The sequence below is a fragment of the Microbacterium aurantiacum genome (genome assembly GCF_040532595.1).
GTDB lineage: Bacteria > Actinomycetota > Actinomycetes > Actinomycetales > Microbacteriaceae > Microbacterium > Microbacterium chocolatum_B.
In genome coordinates, this window is record NZ_JBEVYX010000001.1 from 196,672 (window position 1) to 213,325 (window position 16,654).

The 16,654-nt window shown below is 70.8% G+C and carries 13 protein-coding genes and 1 pseudogene; 5 read left to right on the forward strand and 9 right to left on the reverse strand.

Going from position 1 to position 16,654, the window contains the following annotated elements:
- The 8 genes and pseudogenes from ABXJ56_RS00960 to ABXJ56_RS00995 form a co-directional block, all read right to left on the reverse strand.
- On the reverse strand, window positions 1-1,200 hold the full coding sequence (locus tag ABXJ56_RS00960; protein WP_353997878.1) for a glycosyltransferase: 1,200 nt from the start codon (window positions 1,198-1,200) through the stop codon (window positions 1-3).
- Window positions 1,193-1,975 (reverse strand): dolichyl-phosphate beta-glucosyltransferase, encoded by a 783-nt coding sequence (locus ABXJ56_RS00965; protein ID WP_353997879.1) that lies wholly within the window; start codon window positions 1,973-1,975, stop codon window positions 1,193-1,195. The genes ABXJ56_RS00960 and ABXJ56_RS00965 overlap by 8 nt, the downstream gene beginning before the upstream one ends.
- Window positions 1,972-3,291, reverse strand: coding sequence for an oligosaccharide flippase family protein (locus ABXJ56_RS00970; RefSeq protein WP_353997880.1), 1,320 nt, complete (start codon window positions 3,289-3,291; stop codon window positions 1,972-1,974). Before ABXJ56_RS00970 ends, ABXJ56_RS00965 begins: the two co-directional genes overlap by 4 nt.
- On the reverse strand, window positions 3,288-4,448 hold the full coding sequence (locus tag ABXJ56_RS00975) for a polysaccharide pyruvyl transferase family protein (protein ID WP_353997881.1): 1,161 nt from the start codon (window positions 4,446-4,448) through the stop codon (window positions 3,288-3,290). Before ABXJ56_RS00975 ends, ABXJ56_RS00970 begins: the two co-directional genes overlap by 4 nt.
- On the reverse strand, window positions 4,441-7,641 hold the full coding sequence (locus ABXJ56_RS00980) for a hypothetical protein (protein WP_354000021.1): 3,201 nt from the start codon (window positions 7,639-7,641) through the stop codon (window positions 4,441-4,443). Before ABXJ56_RS00980 ends, ABXJ56_RS00975 begins: the two co-directional genes overlap by 8 nt.
- Before the next feature lie 111 nt (window positions 7,642-7,752).
- Window positions 7,753-7,953: pseudogene (locus tag ABXJ56_RS00985) on the reverse strand (ATP-binding protein); the annotation flags it as partial.
- 56 nt (window positions 7,954-8,009) lie between these two features.
- On the reverse strand, window positions 8,010-8,771 hold the full coding sequence (locus tag ABXJ56_RS00990) for a PP2C family protein-serine/threonine phosphatase (RefSeq protein WP_353997882.1): 762 nt from the start codon (window positions 8,769-8,771) through the stop codon (window positions 8,010-8,012).
- Between the two features lie 2 nt (window positions 8,772-8,773).
- A complete protein-coding gene (locus tag ABXJ56_RS00995; RefSeq protein ID WP_353997883.1) occupies window positions 8,774-9,118 on the reverse strand; it encodes an STAS domain-containing protein in 345 nt (114 codons plus the stop codon).
- 126 nt (window positions 9,119-9,244) lie between these two features.
- On the opposite strand from ABXJ56_RS00995, the gene ABXJ56_RS01000 reads away from it, so the two are divergent.
- A complete protein-coding gene (locus ABXJ56_RS01000; RefSeq protein ID WP_353997884.1) occupies window positions 9,245-10,036 on the forward strand; it encodes an IclR family transcriptional regulator in 792 nt (263 codons plus the stop codon).
- A gap of 151 nt (window positions 10,037-10,187) precedes the next feature.
- Here ABXJ56_RS01000 and ABXJ56_RS01005 read toward each other — a convergent pair whose 3' ends face one another.
- Window positions 10,188-11,207, reverse strand: a complete 1,020-nt coding sequence (locus tag ABXJ56_RS01005; RefSeq protein WP_353997885.1) for a LacI family DNA-binding transcriptional regulator — start codon at window positions 11,205-11,207, stop codon at window positions 10,188-10,190.
- A 188-nt stretch (window positions 11,208-11,395) separates the two neighbouring features.
- Here ABXJ56_RS01005 and ABXJ56_RS01010 point away from each other — a divergent pair, with 188 nt between their 5' ends.
- From ABXJ56_RS01010 to ABXJ56_RS01025, 4 genes are read left to right on the forward strand one after another with little or no spacing between them, the layout of a single operon-like run.
- Window positions 11,396-12,649, forward strand: coding sequence for a sugar ABC transporter substrate-binding protein (locus tag ABXJ56_RS01010; RefSeq protein WP_353997886.1), 1,254 nt, complete (start codon window positions 11,396-11,398; stop codon window positions 12,647-12,649).
- Window position 12,650: 1 nt separating this feature from the next.
- On the forward strand, window positions 12,651-13,850 hold the full coding sequence (locus ABXJ56_RS01015; RefSeq protein WP_435404926.1) for a carbohydrate ABC transporter permease: 1,200 nt from the start codon (window positions 12,651-12,653) through the stop codon (window positions 13,848-13,850).
- Window positions 13,847-14,752, forward strand: a complete 906-nt coding sequence (locus ABXJ56_RS01020) for a carbohydrate ABC transporter permease (RefSeq protein ID WP_353997887.1) — start codon at window positions 13,847-13,849, stop codon at window positions 14,750-14,752. Before ABXJ56_RS01015 ends, ABXJ56_RS01020 begins: the two co-directional genes overlap by 4 nt.
- Window positions 14,749-16,632: a glycogen debranching N-terminal domain-containing protein gene (locus ABXJ56_RS01025; RefSeq protein ID WP_353997888.1), complete on the forward strand. Its 1,884-nt coding sequence runs from the start codon at window positions 14,749-14,751 to the stop codon at window positions 16,630-16,632. Before ABXJ56_RS01020 ends, ABXJ56_RS01025 begins: the two co-directional genes overlap by 4 nt.
- Window positions 16,633-16,654: the final 22 nt, after the last annotated feature.

The window sequence follows — 16,654 nt, forward strand, 5'->3', positions numbered from 1 at the left end:
TCATGAAGTCTTGAGTGTCTGACGCGAGAGCAGAGCGACCGGATCGCGGTGGACCAGCGCCCCGACGTGGACGAGGTACCAGTCGGCGATCTCGTCGAGGGAGAGCCCCGTCGCGGCGGCGTGGTTCACGCGGGCGATGTGCGCGCGGGCGTCGGCGTCGTCGAGGAGCTCCGCGATGGCACGGGCGAGGTCGGAGGCGTCGTCGGGTTCGAAATACGCACCGGCGAACCCCTCCTCGGCGACCAGGTCCTGGAGGTCGCCGATGCGGGGCATGATCGGCGGGCAGCCGAACGCCCCGGCCTGGTGGAGGACCCCGGAGCTGCCGGTCGTCCCCGCGTACGGGAACACCGTCACCGTGGCCGACCGGAAGAGCGCCTCCACCTCGTCCTCGGGGACGTACCCCCGGAAGTGCAGGTCGGCGCCGCCGTAGCGTTCCTCCATGCTCGCCAGGTATCCGGGCGAGTTGGGACTGTCGGTCCCCGCGATGACCACGTGCACGTCGGGCCGGCCGAGCGAGCGAACCGCGTCGATGAGCACTTCGAGCCGCTTGTAGGTGCCGAACTTGCCGAAGGTCAGCACCGTCGCTCCGCCCCGTGCCGCAGCGGACGGGGACGCGGCGGGGACGCTGCCGAACGAACCGTGCGGAGTCAGCGCGACGTTTCCCGCGCGGTACTTCCGGCGCAGGACGTCGACGTACCTCGGCATCGTGGTGGTGACGATGTGCGAGCGCAGCACCAGCCACGTGACGGCGGTGCCGATCGCGCGCAGCAGGATCTCCGCGACCCGGCCGGCGCGGAATCCGGCCGTGCTCAGGTCGACCGTTTCGACGATGTTGTGCATCAGGGTGATGACCGGAACCCCGAGCATGCGCAGAACGAGCGGCGTGAGCAGACCCAGCGCGGCGGAGGCCTTCGACGAGCCGAAGCTGGTGAAGTGGGCGTTGATGATGACGGCATCCGCCCCTTCTGCGCGGACCGCGCGCGCGATCCGCCACGGATTCCCGATCGAGCCGAACCGCCACGTCCGGCGGATGGCGACGCCCTCGATCACCGGATACTCGACCGCGATGTCCTCGACCAGAGCGACGACCCGGATGCCGCTCTTCCGGCCGAGCGCGGAGAGGAAGTGCAGGCCGTACTCGGCGAGCGTGGTGGGGCTGGGGCTGAGCGCCGTGACCACGGCGATCGTCGTCTCACGCATTCCGGTACACCCCCGTGAGGCCGTTCCGCCGGATTCGCGCGATCGACCAGACGAAGCGCAGCGCCTCCCGCCCCGGGCGCACGGTCGAGCCGGGCGCATCGAACCAGCGCACCGGAACCTCTGCGATCCGGTAGCCGAAGCGCTGCGCCAGGTGCAGCATCTCCAGGTCGAAGGAGAACCCGTCCACCGTCTGCGCGGCGGCGATGCGCGCCGCCGCCTCCGCGGTGAACAGCTTGAAGCCGCACTGGGTGTCCGCCACGCCGATGCCGAGCCCCACCCGCACGACGCCGCGGAGTCCGGCCGTCATCACGCGACGCAGCAGCGATCTGTTCACGACGTCCGCGCCCACGGCGGCGCGCGATCCGATCGCGACGTCCGCACCCGCCTCGAGCTCCGCGATGAGACGTGCCACCTCTTGGGCGGGGGTCGCGTTGTCGGCGTCGGAGAAGAGGACCATCCGCCCCTCGGCGTGCTGGAACCCCCGGCGCACCGCTGCGCCCTTCCCGGCGTTGCGCGGTGCGTGCACGACGCGGACGTTCGCGTGGTCGATCAGATCGATGAGCGTCCGTGTGGCGTCCCGCGAACCGTCGTCGGAGACGATCAGCTCCCAGGTCAGGTTCGTGCGCGCGAGGTGTGCGGCGAACGCTCCGATGGTCGGGACGATCCGGGCCTGTTCGTTGTACGCGGGCACGACGACGCTGAGGTCGACGGGGCGGGTGTTGCGGATGTCGCGCCAGGAGGCGTAGGCCTCGTAGGTGTCTGCGGTGGTGTTCATGAGCTCCTCTGCTCTGCTCTGGCGGGTACGGCCGTCGGGATGGGGGTCGTTTCGGGGTGCGCGCGGACGAGGACGGGGGTCGGACGCAGACGCGGCGCGCGGACGAGGAACACGATCACGAGCGCCGCGAGGGTCAGGGCCGTCGCGGCGACCTGGAGCCACGCCATCGACGGGGGCGTGTGGCCGGCGGCGAGCAGGACGAGGACCTGGACTAGCGCGCCGCCCATCAGGATGAGCGGACCGACCCGTCGTCCGCGGGCCACGTCCGTCGCCGCGAGGAGCGTCGACAGCGACAGCAGCGCCGTCGCCGCGGTGTACGGCACGAGGAGGGGGACGGCGGCGGCGTACTCGCGGCCGAAGAGGAGATCCACCGCCGCGCCGCCGACGGTCGCCGCGAGCAGGATCGCGACCGCTCCGAGGGCGCTGATCAGGGAGAAGGCGAGGACCCCTGCCCGACGGCGCTCCGTCGCTGTCGTCGATTCTCCGGCGAGCACGGGGACGACCGCTTGCACGATCGACCAGGACACGAAGTACAGGGATCGGCACAGGACCGCCGCCGCCGCGTAGACCCCGGCGGCGGCGGGCTCGAAGGCGGCCTTCGCGAGCACGAGGTCGGCGTTGTTCAGCAGTGTCTGCGCCATCAGCATGACCACCGCACCCGCCATCGTCGCGCGAAGGGTCCGCCGGGGGATCTTCGCGCGCGGACGCTGACGAACAGGGCGTGTCCAGGCGACGGCGCCGGCGGCGAGGAAGGACAGGAGGATGCCGAGCGAGGCCCCGATGACGCCCCATCCCGCGGCCACCAGCACCAGGACGACGCCGACCCGCACGATCGCCTCGGCGAGGTACGTCGCCGCGAGCCGAGGGAAACGCAGCGCGCCCTGGAGGAGTCCGCGGTGCACGGCCTGGGCGAAGTAGACGGGGAGGCCGACCCCGATGATGACGAACATCCAGGGGGTGGTCGTGTGCAGCGCCGCGGCGAGGGTCCACGCTCCTCCGCCGAGAAGAACGGCAGAGACCAACCCGATGACGATCGCCGCTCGGACGAGCGATCGTCGCAGTGCCGGTCCGATCTCGGGTTGCGCCGCCGCCGACCGCGCCGCGACCATCTGCAGGGTGGCGGCGATGATCGCCGCCGAGAGCACGAGGGTGATCGCCAGGGTGGCGTCGCCGAACCCGGCGGGATCGAGCATCCGCGCGAGCGCGAAGTTCAGGAGGTAGTTCGCGCCGCTCACCAGCAGCATGGTGAGCGACAGCACGGCGGCTCCCGTCAGGAAGACGCGGATCCGGCGCGCGCCGGGAGCGGGGGCGCTCATCGCGTCTGCTCCCGGATCCACGAGCGGGCGCCGTCGAATCCGACGCGCGCGCGATCGGTGAGATCGGCCACGTGTCGGCCGAGAGCCCGCCGGGTCGCGACGGGCTCATCCGCGACCTCGGTGATCGCGCCGACGACGTCCTCCCGGGTGAAGGGCGCTCCGAGGTCCACGGCGAGGTGCGACACCCCGAGGGCCTCGGCGAGCTCAGCGACCTTGACGTCGTAGACGAGGGGGATGACCGGGGTCCCGAGCTTCGCCGCGGTGATGAGGGCGTGCAGGCGCTCGCCGAGGACGAGGTCGCACGACTCGACGATCCGCGCGACGTCCCGGTGGGTCGTCGGACGATGCGCGATGACGGTCAGACCGGGGTTCCCAGCCGCGAACTCATCGAGCACGGCCGCGTCATGGTGATCCTTGCCGCGGGACTGCATCGGCAGGGCGTGGATCTCCAGCGCCCGCGCGCGTCCCACCGTCCGCAGGGCCGCACCGACGGTCTCGAGGACGTGGCTCCAGTTCTCGGGTACGGCGATGTCGTGATTCAGGCTGAGCGCGATACGCAGCGGGCCGGACGTGTCACGCGGCGCAGCGGCCTCGTCGCCGCGGAGCCAGGCGGGAGTCGTCGCGAAGACCGCGTCGGTCGAGGCGATCACCCTCGTCGAGGTGCCGATGTCATCGCACAGACGCCGGGACGCCGCGTCGCGCACCGTGACGAGGTCGGCTCGGTCGAGGATGCGGCGTGCGAGGCGCCGGCCCCGAGCAGTCCGGATCGGCCCCACTCCGATGTTGAGCATCGCCACCGGCTTCGCACCGAACCACCGCGCCGCGACCACCAGCGCCAGGATCATCAGGAGCGTCGCATAGCGGCCCCGCCCGGTGGCGCGGGACAGCTCTTTCAGGATGCTGCCGCCCGCGAAGACGAGCACGTCGGCGCGCCGCAGGTGGCCGAGCAGCGCCACGCGGTCCCGAGCCGTGTCGATGAGCTCGTACGTGTACCGCGCGCCCAGTCGGGCGGTGGTGTCGGCGAGGTCGTAGGTGTTGATCGCATAGGAGTGCTCGCCGCCGAGCTGACTCAGGAAGGTTTCGAGAAGGAGCTCGTCTCCGATGTTGTGCTGTCCGTGGGTGCCCAGCAGGAGGATGCGCAACGGCGTGTCAGTCATGGAGGTCTCCGTGATCGTCGGGGGTGGTCGCCTCATCGGGTCGGGGGCGCGTGCGGGCGCGGATCGTGAGAACCGCTCCGAGGACGAGGAGCGAGGCCAGGAGCAGAACCAGACCGTCGGCGCCGAGTCCGCCCGAGTCTTCGGGCTCGAGCGAGGAGACCCCCGCGGCCGCGAGGTCGAGCAGCTCCTGTTCCGTGAGGTCGGCGTGTGCGTCGTTGGCGGCGGCGTCGACGTAGCCCTCGCTGTCCGGGCCGAAGACGTCGTAGGTGTCGGTGCAGTCCAGCTGGGCCGGAGAGGTGACCAGACCCGCGGGCTCCGCGAGGGTGAGCCCGCGATAGGTCGTCTCGGGGACGAGGACGACGCCCTCGACGAGGAGCGGGTTGCCGTCGAGCTTGTCGATCCGCAGCGTGTGCGCCCCGGCATCCATCTCCGCCGTCCCGAGGTCGTGGTACTCGTATCGCGAATTGACCGCGACGAGTCCGTCGTCCAGGCGCGCCTGCATCTCGCCGACCGCGATGCCGTCGGTGTCGACCGGTGAGCGATCGGACGAGTACACCGTCTCTGCTGTGTAGAAGTCCACCGCGCCGGGGGCGGGGCGCAGCTCCAGCGCGCGGTCGAGGTCGACGGTTCCGGAATCGACGGTCAGTGCGTTGGCGGTCGCGGCGCCCCGCAGAAGGATGCGATAGCGACCGGGGGCGTCCACCGTCGCGGTGATGGTGAAGCCGGTGGCGCGGGGTACCGCGATGAACGAGCCCCGGAGGGTGCCGAACACGCCGGGGGTGATCATCTCTGTGCGGTTCCACTTCGTCGTCGAGAACATAAGGAACGCCCGGAACATCGGCGAGAGGTAGTAGCTCGACGCGACGATGTCGGAGTTGAACGGGAAGATCTTCGGGGACGGTGAGGCGAACGCCTCCGGATGCCGCTGCACCCACAGATCGACCGCGGTCGTGCCCGAGGACGCACCGGTGTAGACGAGCGCATCCGCGGTCTCCTCGGCGTACGGGAGGTACTCCAGGTCGTAGCACCGGGTGAGATCGAGCCGGTTCCACAGCAGTGCGAGGTACTCGCTCCAGCTCGTGTCGACCAGAAGCGTCGGCCGGTCGTCCGCGGGAGGATCGACGAGCTCGTAGAGGATGAATGTGTCGTTCTCGAAGCGGTTCTCGACGAACCCCATCGCCTCCTGGCGCTGCAGGGCGGGACCGATGTACGTCTCCACGTCGGGGAGGTACTCCGCACCGACGCCGCGGTTGTCGCGCAGCTTCTTGTTGACGATCATGTAGCGCAGATCGATGTCGCGGGCGATGTTGATCCACCAGTCCTGCTGGTAGTAGAGGCCGCGCAGGAGGAGGAAGAACTCGAACTTGTTCTCGCTGTCGCCGGTCAGCCCGTAGTAGTAGCTCGGCAGGTCGAGGTAGTAGATGAAGAACTTGTCGATGAACTTGTGGTCGATCCCGTTGTCGTCGGTGACGAGTTTGGCCGTCTCGGTCGGTGGGAGGACGACGGTCTTCCCCTCGTCCAGATCGAGGAGTTCGGCCTTCAGCTCCTTCAGGTCGTGCACCGGGTAGGGCGAGAGGAAGGTGCCGAAGTTCCCCGATCCGAACACCGACCGGTAGTTGGCGTTGGAGAACAGCGGCGCGAAGAACACGGCGCCGATGGCCACGAGAGCCGCGGCACGGAGGAGGGACGCATCCCCCGCCCGGGCTCGCCGCATCGAGCGACGGACGACCGCATCGACGGCCCAGGCGATCGCAAGGGACATCACCAGCGGCGCGACGACGAACAGCAGGAGCTGGAATCGATGGGGGAAGCGCAGGACCTGCACGATCGTGGACGAGATCGAGAGGCTGATCGAGCCGACCGGCCCGTCGTTGCCCGCGAGCGTGCGCGTGACGGCGGAGAGCGTGCGGTGGAAGCTCGGGAACCACTGCGGCTCGGCGTACCCGATCGTCGCCCAGAACGCGAACGCGGAGACGACGGCCAGAACTCCGAACAGCTGCCGGTGCGCGCGGGTCGTGAGCAGGGCGCGACGCACCTGCGGGACCAGGAACGGCACGAGGAAGACCACCGAGTACACGAGGTTGCTCACGCGCGGCACCTTCGCGAGGTAGTCGCCGTAGAGGATCTTGTCCATGATCCCCGCGAGATCCCAGCTGAGCACGTGCAGCCACGAGACGGAGGCGTCGCGGATGAAGTAGTAGTCGCCCGGCACCGTCTCGGACAGGTTCTCCACTCCCCGCAGGGCGACGAACTTCACGAACAGCATGTAGGGGATGAGCGTCACCACGATGAAGATCGCCACCACGATCACCCCGCGCCCGATCGTCGTCCGGCTCCATCGGCGCACGGCGAGACGGATGCGGCGTGGCCCGCCGCGCGGCCGCAAGGCCGCGACGATCCGCGCCGGCAGGCCGGGGAGCCGTCGGACACCACCGGTGCGGATCCATCGCGCGAGCTCGCCGAGGAGAAGCGTCGTCCCGGCGACGGCCACGAAGACGACGAAGAGCACGAGGTAGTGCACCGCGGGGTTCAGCAGGACGACGACCGAGGCGAGCGTGGCGCGCAGCATCCAGCGGCGCTGAGCGAAGAGCAGCGCGTGCAGCATCAGCAGGATCGAGACGGTGACCATCGCGAGCCCGAGAGCGAGCGTGTAGAAGTGCGTCACCTTCGCGTAGATCATGATCGCGTACACGAGGGCCACGGGAAGGGCGGCGGACAGGGCGATGGTGACCGGCGACAGCGTGCGGAAGACGTCGGTGAGGAACCAGACCACCGCCCGGTAGGCGACGATGACGATGCCCGGGATGACGAGCAGGATGGCGAACGGCAGCACCTGGAAGTGACGCACCCAGGTGGTGAGGAAGGCGTATCGCACGCGGAACTCGTAGCCGTGCGTCAGCTCGTTGAACTGTCCGGCCGCCTGTTCCAGCAGCTGGCTGTCGACGTTGAAGAAGGGGACCAGCTCATCGCCCACGATCACCGACCGCCCCGCCAGGACGTCGGGGATGCCGAGGAGGACGTCGCGGAACACGACGAAGGAGATCGCGACGTAGACGAGGGAGACGATCCACGTGATGCGACGCGCGGCGCGCAGCTGATCCTCACGCCGGGCATCGGGCGCGAGTGCGTGGAGCGTCACCGTTCCGGGACGTCGGCGGCGTCGACGGAGAGCACCCACTCGTTCCGTCCGCACGCCCGCCGATACTCGACGTCGCTGAACACCTGGTCGATGATCCCGAGACCGTACCCGCCGTCGCTCGCCAGGCGTGGTGTCGCGGCCTCGGAGGTGTCGGGCAGCGCGCCGTCGGGCAGCGTTCCCCCCCCAATCGGTGACGAGCACGGTCACCGCCGCGGGCGAGGCGGTCATGGCCACGCTGATGGGACCGGTTCCGCCCCGGTAGGAGTGGCGACGGATGTTGACCAGGAGCTCGTGAAGACCCAGCCTGGCCCGATGGGCGTCCTCGTGTCCGAGCCATCGGGCCGATCGGTCGAGCAGTCCGCTCATGCGCTCGTCGACGCGGGAGAAGTCGACGCCGTCGCCGACCAGGAAGTCGTGGGTCCTCACAGCGGATCTCCGGATCGGATGACGACGACGGCGCGGTCGTCGAGGACGGGGCCGAGGCCGGCGTGACGGTCGACCGCGGACAGGATCGCGTCGACGGCCGGACGCGGCTCCCGAGGGCCCGACGCGACGATGCGCTGCAGGCCCGCGATGCCGAACTCGCGGCCGCGCCAGTCCTGCTGATCGGTCACACCGTCGCTCGCGAGGGTCAGCGCCGCACCGGGCGGGAAGGCCACCTCGCGCTCGGACGAGCTCACCGCGACGGAGCCCATCGGCGGGCACGTCGGGATCAGGCAGGTGGCTCGGCCCGCGGCGTGCAGGACCACCGGGTGGTGGCCCGCGGAGGCGAGACGGACGACGCGCGCACGCGGGTCGACCGCGGCGATCGCGAGGGTCACGAGGGTGCCGGTGCGATCGAGCACTCCGCGCATCGAGGTGTCCACGGCACGAAGGAGCGCACCGGGTCGAGCACCGACCTGCGGCGCGTGGTGCTGCACACTCGCCAGCAGCATGGCGGCCACGAGCGATGCGGCGCTGCCTTTGCCGGACACGTCGGCGAGGACCGCGAGGAGGTGCCCGTCGATCTCCAGCAGATCGACGATGTCGCCACCGATCCCGAGCGCCTCACGGACATCGCATGCCGCCGACACGCCGCCCACCGCGAGTCCGAACGATGTGGAGAGCGCGCGCTGCACGCGCTCGGCGTGCGACAACGCGTCGCGACCCGACGGGGCGGGGCGCTGATCGACGACCAGGGACATGGTCAGACTCGTGCCGCGACGCGTCCGCGTGCCGCCTGCGACGCGCCGGCGACGCGGAACACCTCGTCCAGCCTCGTGAGTTCGAGGATGATCCGCACGGCGTCGGACACCTCCACGATCGTCATGGACCCCGCGTGGGCGAGGGTCGCCTTGAGCGTGCGGACCAGCGCCGCCAGAGCGCTGGAGTCCATGAACTCGACCTCGGACAGGTCGAGGTAGACGTGAGGGCGGTCCGCGTCGACGAGGCCGACGACCCGTCGGTCGAACTCGTCGACGCGGTGGGCGTCGAATCGTCCGCTGACGGTGACGGCGATGAGGTCCGGTTCCCTGCTGACGGTGAGGTGCATGACGATCTCCTTCTGAGATGGCGCCTTCGGGTGGCGCGTCGCCCTTCGGGTGGGCTGCACATACTTTATAGCGCTTTATATAGACACGCAACGGTCTCAGCGAAGTTTCTGGCAAGCTGTGTCGCCATGACGTCCTCCGACCCACCCGGCCCCGCGACGCGGCGTCCGCAGGTCCCGGCCGCCGATCAGACGCTGCGGATCCTGTCGCTGCTCGCGCGCCAGCGCGGACCGATCGCGGCGCAGACGATCGCCGCGCACCTCGGCATCCCCCGGTCGAGCGTCTACCACCTGCTCAAGGCGCTCGAAGGACACGGGTTCGTGGTGCACCTGGTCGCCGAGCGTCGATGGGGGCTCGGCACCGCCGCGTTCGAGCTCGCCGGCGGCTTCGCCCGGCAGGAGCCCCTCGCCCACCTCGGGCGCCCCCTGGTCGCCGCCCTCGCCGACCGGACGGGCGAGAGCGCGCACCTGGCCGTCATGACCGGACGCGACGTGCTGTACCTGGTGGAGGAGCGCGCGCCACGTCGGCCGGCGCTCGTCACCGAGGTCGGCGTCCGCCTTCCCGCGCACCTCACCGCGAGCGGGCGCGCGATGCTCGCCGCGCTCCCCCGCGCGCAGGTGCGGGCGCAGTTCCCGGATGCGGCGGCGTTCGCGGACCGGACCGGGCGGGGCCCGGCGCGACCCGCGGAGCTCCGCGAGGTGCTGCGCGAGGTCCGCACCCGCGGATACGCGACCGAGGACGGCGAAGTGACGCTCGGCCTCCGATCCGTCGGCGTCGCCGTCCTCGACCACGCGGGCTGGCCCGCGGCGGCCGTGGCGGTGACGTGGCCCGAGGACCTTCCCCGCGATCCCGCCGCCCTCGCGATCGAGGTCGAAGGCGCCGCCCGGGAGCTCTCCCGGCGCCTCTACGGCGCACCCTGACCCCCGCGCCCCGTCACGCCCCTGCCCCGACCGACACCACCGTCAACGCCACCGTCAAAGCCTGGGGCGATTTCGGCACTTCGGCCCTCTCCGGGGGTCCGGACAGCCGGAATCTCCCCGGCGTTTCACGCGGGCAGCGGATGCCGACCGCTCAGCCGGCGGGCGTGCGGACGACGAGCTCCGGCTCGACGAGGACGTGCGCGGCCCCCGCGGTGGTCGGGCGGGGCGCGACGACGTTCCCCGACGGCCCCATGAGGAGGTCGAGGGCGCCGGCGGCGACCTTCTCGGGAAGCTGCTCGATGCTCGACAGCCCGAGAGCCTCGGCGGACGGGGTGTTGTCGAAGCCGATCACCGGCAGACGCGGCATCCCGGCATCCGCCGCCGCGAGGTGCGCGCCGATCGCGAGGGAGTCGCTCGCGCAGACGAGGGCGTCGATGGGCTCCCCGCGCTCGAGCGCCCCGGCCACGGCCGCGCGGGCCAGGGCGACGTCGTCGCGGACGGTGAGCCGGAGGCCCGTGCGCCCCGCGGCCTGCATCGTCTCGCGCCAGCCGCGCTCGCGCTCGTCTCCGGTGCCCGAACCGGTCGGCCAGCCGAGGAAGGCGACACGGTCGCCGGCGTCGAGCGCGAATCGCGTGGCGGCCGCCGTCCCCGCCGCCCCGTCGACATCCACCCAGAGGTGGGCGGGGTCTTCGACGTCGTCGACGCCCCACGGCCGGCCGAACGCCACGAACGGCACCGATCGCGACGTGAGCCAGCGGGTGCGGGGGTCTCCGTGGAAGGTGCCGGTGATGACGACCGCGTCGATCTCGCCGCCGTCGACGAGATCGCCCATGCGCGCGATCTCCTGGTCGGCGGTGCGCGCGGCGTACAGCAGCACGCGCATGCCGCGGTCGGTCGCCCGCTCGGTGAGGGCGTGCACGAAGCGGTCCAGCACGACCCCCGAGATGCCTCCGGCGTAGGGATCGAGATGGATGCCGATGGTGGAGCTCCGCCGGGTGCGCAGCGCCCGCGCGGCGGTGTGCGGTCGATAGCCGAGGTCGCGGATCGCCTGTTCCACGCGCTCGCGCGTGCCGTCCCGCACGATCGCGGGGGTGTTCAGGACGTTGGACACCGTCTGACGGGACACCCCTGCCACCCGTGCGACGTCCTCGACGGTCGGTGCTTTCGCCATGGCGATCCCCTCCCTGGTCGGAACGTTCAAATCGTTATCCTAGGGCGCCCTCGCCGATCTTGACACGACCCGCTCGTCATCCCTAACGTGTGAGAACACGGGATTTTGAACGATCAAGTTTCCGCGTCAGCACGTTTGAACGATCTAGAACCCGCGTTCTCGACGGACTCATCGAAGGAGAGAGACCCATGACACAGCGCCCCCTCATCCGCCGCACCGCAGCGCCGGCACTCATCGCCGTCGCCGCCCTGGCCCTGGCCGGGTGCGGCTCGGGATTCGACGACACCGCGGACGGCGGCGACGGCGGACTCACCTCGTCCGACGACGGCCTGACGATCCTCATCGGCTCGAGCGGCGAGGCCGAGACCGCCGCCGTCGAGGAGGCCGTCGCCGCTTGGTCGGACGAGTCCGGCATCGACGCCTCGGTCCAGGTGGCCAATGACCTCAACCAGCAGCTCGCTCAGGGGTTCGCCGCCGGCAGCCCGCCGGACGTCTTCTACCTCTCCACCGACGCCCTCGCCGGCTACGCCGACAGCGGTGCGCTCCTCCCCTACGGCGAGCAGCTCAGCAACGCCGACGACTTCTACCCGAGCCTCGTGCAGAACTTCACCTACGAGGACGAGTTCTACTGCGCCCCCAAGGATTTCTCCACGCTCGCCCTCATCATCAACGAGGGACTGTGGGCGGATGCCGGACTCACCGAGGCCGACGTCCCCACGTCGTGGGAGGAGCTCGCCGACGTCGCCGCCACCCTGACCCAGGACGGCCGGGTGGGGCTCGCGTTCGGTGCGGAGTACCAGCGTCTCGGCGTCTTCATGGCCCAGGCCGGTGGAGCGCTCGTCACCGACGACGGCACCGAGGCCGTCGCCGACAGCCCCGAGAACGTCGACGGCCTCACCTACGCGCAGGAGCAGCTGCAGGCCGGGTCCTTCGCCTATGTCGCCGACATCGGCGCCGGGTGGGGCGGCGAGGCGTTCGGTCGGGAGCTGGCCGCGATGACCATCGAAGGCAACTGGATCACCGGCGCGATGAACGCCGACTACCCCGACGTGGAGTACCTCGTGGCGGAGCTTCCCGCGGGTCCCGCAGGGCAGGGGACCATGCAGTTCACGAACTGCTGGGGCATTGCCGCGGACAGCCCGAACCAGGAGGCCGCCCTCCAGCTCGTCGAGTCGCTGACCAGCACCGACGCACAGCTGGCCTTCTCGGAGGCCTTCGGCCCGATGCCGTCCATCGAGTCCGCCGCCGCGGACTGGACCGCCGCCAACCCCGACCTCGCCGCGTTCCTCGACGGGTCGGCCTACGCGGTGGGCATCCCCACCAATGCCGGGATCTCGCAGGTGATCAGCGACTTCAACGCCCAGCTCGAGTCGCTCGAGACCGGCGACCCCGCCGGCATCCTGTCGTCGGTCCAGACGAACCTGCAAGCGATCGTCGGCTGACATGACCGCGTCCCCTGTCGGAACCTCCGTGGTCGACGGGACGACGACCCCGACCGGAGCCCCGCCGCGTGGCGGGGCCCGGCGGGGCCGGGGTCTGCGTCGGAACGAGACGGCGGCCGGGTGGACCTTCACCCTGCCGATGCTCATCATCCTCGGGCTGTTCCTCTTCGTCCCGGTGCTGATGGCGCTGTGGGTGAGCTTCTCGGACTGGCGCGGACGCGGCAGCCCCTTCGGCGCCGACGTGAACTTCGTCGGGCTGGAGAACTACGCCTCCATCACCGCCGAGCAGGGTCTCCCGCGCCGCGACTTCGGCCTGGCCCTGCGCAACAACGCCTGGTACGTGCTGCTGGTCGTCCCGCTGCAGACGGCGCTGTCGCTCTTCCTCGCCGTCCTCGTCAACCGCGCGGTGCTGCGCGGGCGCGGATTCTTCCGCACCGCCTTCTACTTCCCCTCCGTCACCAGCTCCGTGGCGATCACGATCCTGTGGCTGTTCCTCTTCTCCTCCACCGGCGTGGTCAACACGGTCCTGTCCTGGGTGGGCCTGTCGGGACCGAACTGGTTCAACGATCCGAGCGGCGTCGTCCACAACGCCCTCGCGGCGGTGGGGATCACCCAGCCACCTCCGGCCCTCGCCGACGGATCGATGCTCGGCGTCACCTGGTGGGAATGGCTCGGCGGACCCTCGGTGGCGATGAGCGCGTTCGTCCTGATGGCGGTGTTCACCACCAGCGGCACGTTCATGCTCATCTTCCTCGCCGCCCTGCAGAACATCGGCGGCGAGACCTATGAGGCTGCGCTGATGGACGGAACGAACGCGTGGCAGCGCTTCTGGCGGGTGACCCTCCCCCAGCTGCGCACGGCCCTCTTCACCGTCCTCACCCTCGGACTCATCGGATGCTGGCAGGTCTTCGACCAGATTTACACCGGCACCCAGGGCGGTCCCGGGAAGACGACGCTCACCCCGGCCTACCTCTCCTACGACGCCGCCTTCCTCGGGCAGCGGTGGGGCGAGGGCGCCGCCATCGCCTTCGTGCTGTTCGTCATCATCGTCGCCTTCACGCTCCTCCAGCGCTGGGTGCTCCGTGAGCGCCCCGTGTCGAAGCGGCGGGCGCGCGCGTACCAGCCGTCCGCGGCTCCGTCGTCGGCGACGGGAACGTCTTCAACCGGATCGTCCGCGACCGCGGAGAGGAGCTCACGATGACCACGACCACCCCCGTCGTCGGCGCCCCGGCATCCGTCGGCCGTGACTCGCGCCCGCGCTCGACGCCCCGCATCGGGCGCCGCGGACTCGGCAAGATCGCGCTGTACGCCCTGCTGATCGCGCTCGCGACGATCTACATCTTCCCGTTCCTCGTGCAGGTGTCGACCTCGTTCAAGACGGATGCCGAAGCGGCGACCGATCCGATGTCGCTCGTGCCGCAGGTGTGGTCGTTCGCGGCGTACGAGCGTCTGTTCCTGCGCAGCGACTTCCCACTGTGGTTCACCAACTCCGCCATTGTGACGGTGATGGTGACCCTTGGCCGGGTCTTCTTCGTCTCGCTCGCCGGCTACGCCCTGGCGCGACTGCAGTTCCGCGGGCGCACCGTGGTCTTCGCTGCGCTGATCGCGGTGATGGCCGTCCCGAGCGTCGTGCTGCTCATCCCGAAGTTCCTCGTGCTGAACCAGCTCGGCCTGTACGACTCGTACGCCGGCATGATCCTGCCGCTCCTCGTGGACGCGGCCGGGGTCTTCATCATGAAGAACTTCTTCGAGTCCATCCCCGCCTCGGTGGAGGAGCAGGCGCGCATCGACGGCGCGGGTACGTTCCGCATCTTCTGGTCGGTCGTCCTCCCGATGGCCCGGCCGGCGCTCATCACGATCGTGATCCTGTCCTTCCAGGGGTCGTGGAACGAGCTGTCCCACTTCATCGTGGCCACCCAATCCCCCGAACTGACCACCCTGACCAAGGGCGTGGCCTCCCTCGCCTCCGGTCAGCTCAGTCAGGGCACCCAGTATCCGCTGAAGCTCGCCGCGGCGGCGATCATGACGATCCCCGTCGCCGTGATGTTCTTCATCTTCCAGCGGCGCATCATGAACGCCAGCGAAGGAGCCGTCAAAGAGTGAACGACACCTCCCCCTCCCCCGCCCGCCAGCCCCTGCTGCACGACGCCGCGGTGGTGATCCACGCCCCGACCCAGGTCTGGGGGCGCCCCGACGGCGACGTCGGCGGCGGCGCGATCGACGGCGTGTACCTCGGCGACACGCGGTTCTTCCGTCGCGTCGGACTCTCCGTCGACAGCGCGCGGACCGAGCCGATCGCGACGTCCGCCGACTCGGCGGCGCACGTGCGCTTCACGGCGCTCGTCCGCGACCTCGACGACGACGCGGCCGACCCGAAGCTCGTCCTCGAGCGGGAGCGGGAGGTGTCGGGAACGGGGATGACCGAGGTCATCCGGCTGCGCGCGCACCTCGACGCCCCCCAGCGGGTGCGCGTGCACGTGGACCTCGAGCCGGAGTTCGCCACGATGCACACGGTCAAGGCCGGCGCCCCGGACGCCGCGGCGTGGGAGGCGGCGGAGGCGCCCGACGGCCTGGTGGTGCGCGCGGGCGCGGCATCCGCTCTCCTCTCCGGCGACGGCACCCTGACGACGGATGCCGGGGGCGTGCGGCTCGCGTGGGACCTCGAGGTCCCCGCCCGCGGGATCGTCGAGGCGCGGTGGACGGCGGCGCTCACGGACGAGGCCATGGTCGTCGGACCGGCGACCGGTCCGCGGCGTCTGCGCTCCCCCGACACCGCCGGCCTCGACCCGCGTGCAAAGCGCTGGGCGCGCGTCGCGCTCGACGACCTCGACCGGCTTCGGCTGCGCCTGCCCGGCTCGGAAGACGAGTTCTACGCCGCCGGCGCACCGTGGTTCTTCACCCTGTTCGGTCGCGACTCGCTGTGGGCGGCGCGGCTCGCGCGGGCGGCCGATCCCGCGATCGCCGTCAGCACGCTGCGCGTGCTCGCGCGCCTCCAGGGACGCACCGACGACGTGGACTCCGCCGAGGAGCCGGGGAAGATCCTCCACGAACTCCGCGCCGACACCTTCCACGTGCCCGGCGAACAGGTCTCGCTTCCCCCGGCATACTTCGGCACCGTGGACGCGACCGCCCTGTGGGTGTGTCTGTTCGGCGATCTGCTCGAGGACGGCATCGCGGTCGAGGAGCTCCGCGATCTGCTGCCGTCCCTCCGGGAGGCGCTCGGGTGGCTGACCCGTCACGGCGAGTCGTTCCTGTCGTACCTGGACCGGTCCGGGCACGGCCTGGCCAACCAGGGCTGGAAGGACTCGGGAGACTCGATCCAGTGGCGGGACGGCTCGCTCGCGGAGGGGCCGATCGCGCTCTCCGAGGTGCAGGGCTACGCGTACGAGGCCGCACACGCCGGCGCGCGCCTGCTGGACGCGTTCGGCGAACCCGGCGCGGCCGATCTCCGCGCGTGGGGCGATGCGCTCCGCACCCGGTTCCGCGCGCACTTCTGGGTGACCACCCCGGAGGGGCGCTATCCCGCGATCGCCCTGGACACGCACGGCCGCGCGGTCGACACGCTGACCAGCAACATCGGCCACCTGCTGGGAACCGGCATCCTCGATCCGGACGAGGAGCGCGACGTCGCGCGCCTGCTCGTGGGCCCGACGATGCGCTCGGGATTCGGCATCCGCACGATGTCCTCCGACGCCGGCGGATACTGGCCGCTGAGCTACCACGGCGGCAGCGTCTGGATCCACGACACCGCCATCATCGCCCGCGGGATGCTGCGCGCGGGCCTGACCGAGGAGGCGGCGCTCGTCGCCTCCGACCTGCTCGCCGCGGCCGAGGGCTTCGGCTATCGGGTGCCCGAGCTGCACGCGGGCTTCGCCGGTGCCGCCGGGGAGATCCCGGTGCCGTATCCCGCCGCGTGCCGCCCGCAGGCCTGGTCGGCCGCGGCCGCCGTCACGACGATCGAGGTGCTGCGCGCGACGGCGTGACGGCCACGGCACCGCGCACGCG

Coding starts and splice junctions, on each gene's coding strand:
- ABXJ56_RS00960 (WP_353997878.1), bottom strand. CDS start 1,200: ATGCGTGAGACGACGATCGCCGTGGTCACGGCGCTCAGCCCCAGCCCC.
- ABXJ56_RS00965 (WP_353997879.1), bottom strand. CDS start 1,975: ATGAACACCACCGCAGACACCTACGAGGCCTACGCCTCCTGGCGCGAC.
- ABXJ56_RS00970 (WP_353997880.1), bottom strand. CDS start 3,291: ATGAGCGCCCCCGCTCCCGGCGCGCGCCGGATCCGCGTCTTCCTGACG.
- ABXJ56_RS00975 (WP_353997881.1), bottom strand. CDS start 4,448: ATGACTGACACGCCGTTGCGCATCCTCCTGCTGGGCACCCACGGACAG.
- ABXJ56_RS00990 (WP_353997882.1), bottom strand. CDS start 8,771: ATGTCCCTGGTCGTCGATCAGCGCCCCGCCCCGTCGGGTCGCGACGCG.
- ABXJ56_RS00995 (WP_353997883.1), bottom strand. CDS start 9,118: ATGCACCTCACCGTCAGCAGGGAACCGGACCTCATCGCCGTCACCGTC.
- ABXJ56_RS01000 (WP_353997884.1), top strand. CDS start 9,245: ATGACGTCCTCCGACCCACCCGGCCCCGCGACGCGGCGTCCGCAGGTC.
- ABXJ56_RS01005 (WP_353997885.1), bottom strand. CDS start 11,207: ATGGCGAAAGCACCGACCGTCGAGGACGTCGCACGGGTGGCAGGGGTG.
- ABXJ56_RS01010 (WP_353997886.1), top strand. CDS start 11,396: ATGACACAGCGCCCCCTCATCCGCCGCACCGCAGCGCCGGCACTCATC.
- ABXJ56_RS01015 (WP_435404926.1), top strand. CDS start 12,651: ATGACCGCGTCCCCTGTCGGAACCTCCGTGGTCGACGGGACGACGACC.
- ABXJ56_RS01020 (WP_353997887.1), top strand. CDS start 13,847: ATGACCACGACCACCCCCGTCGTCGGCGCCCCGGCATCCGTCGGCCGT.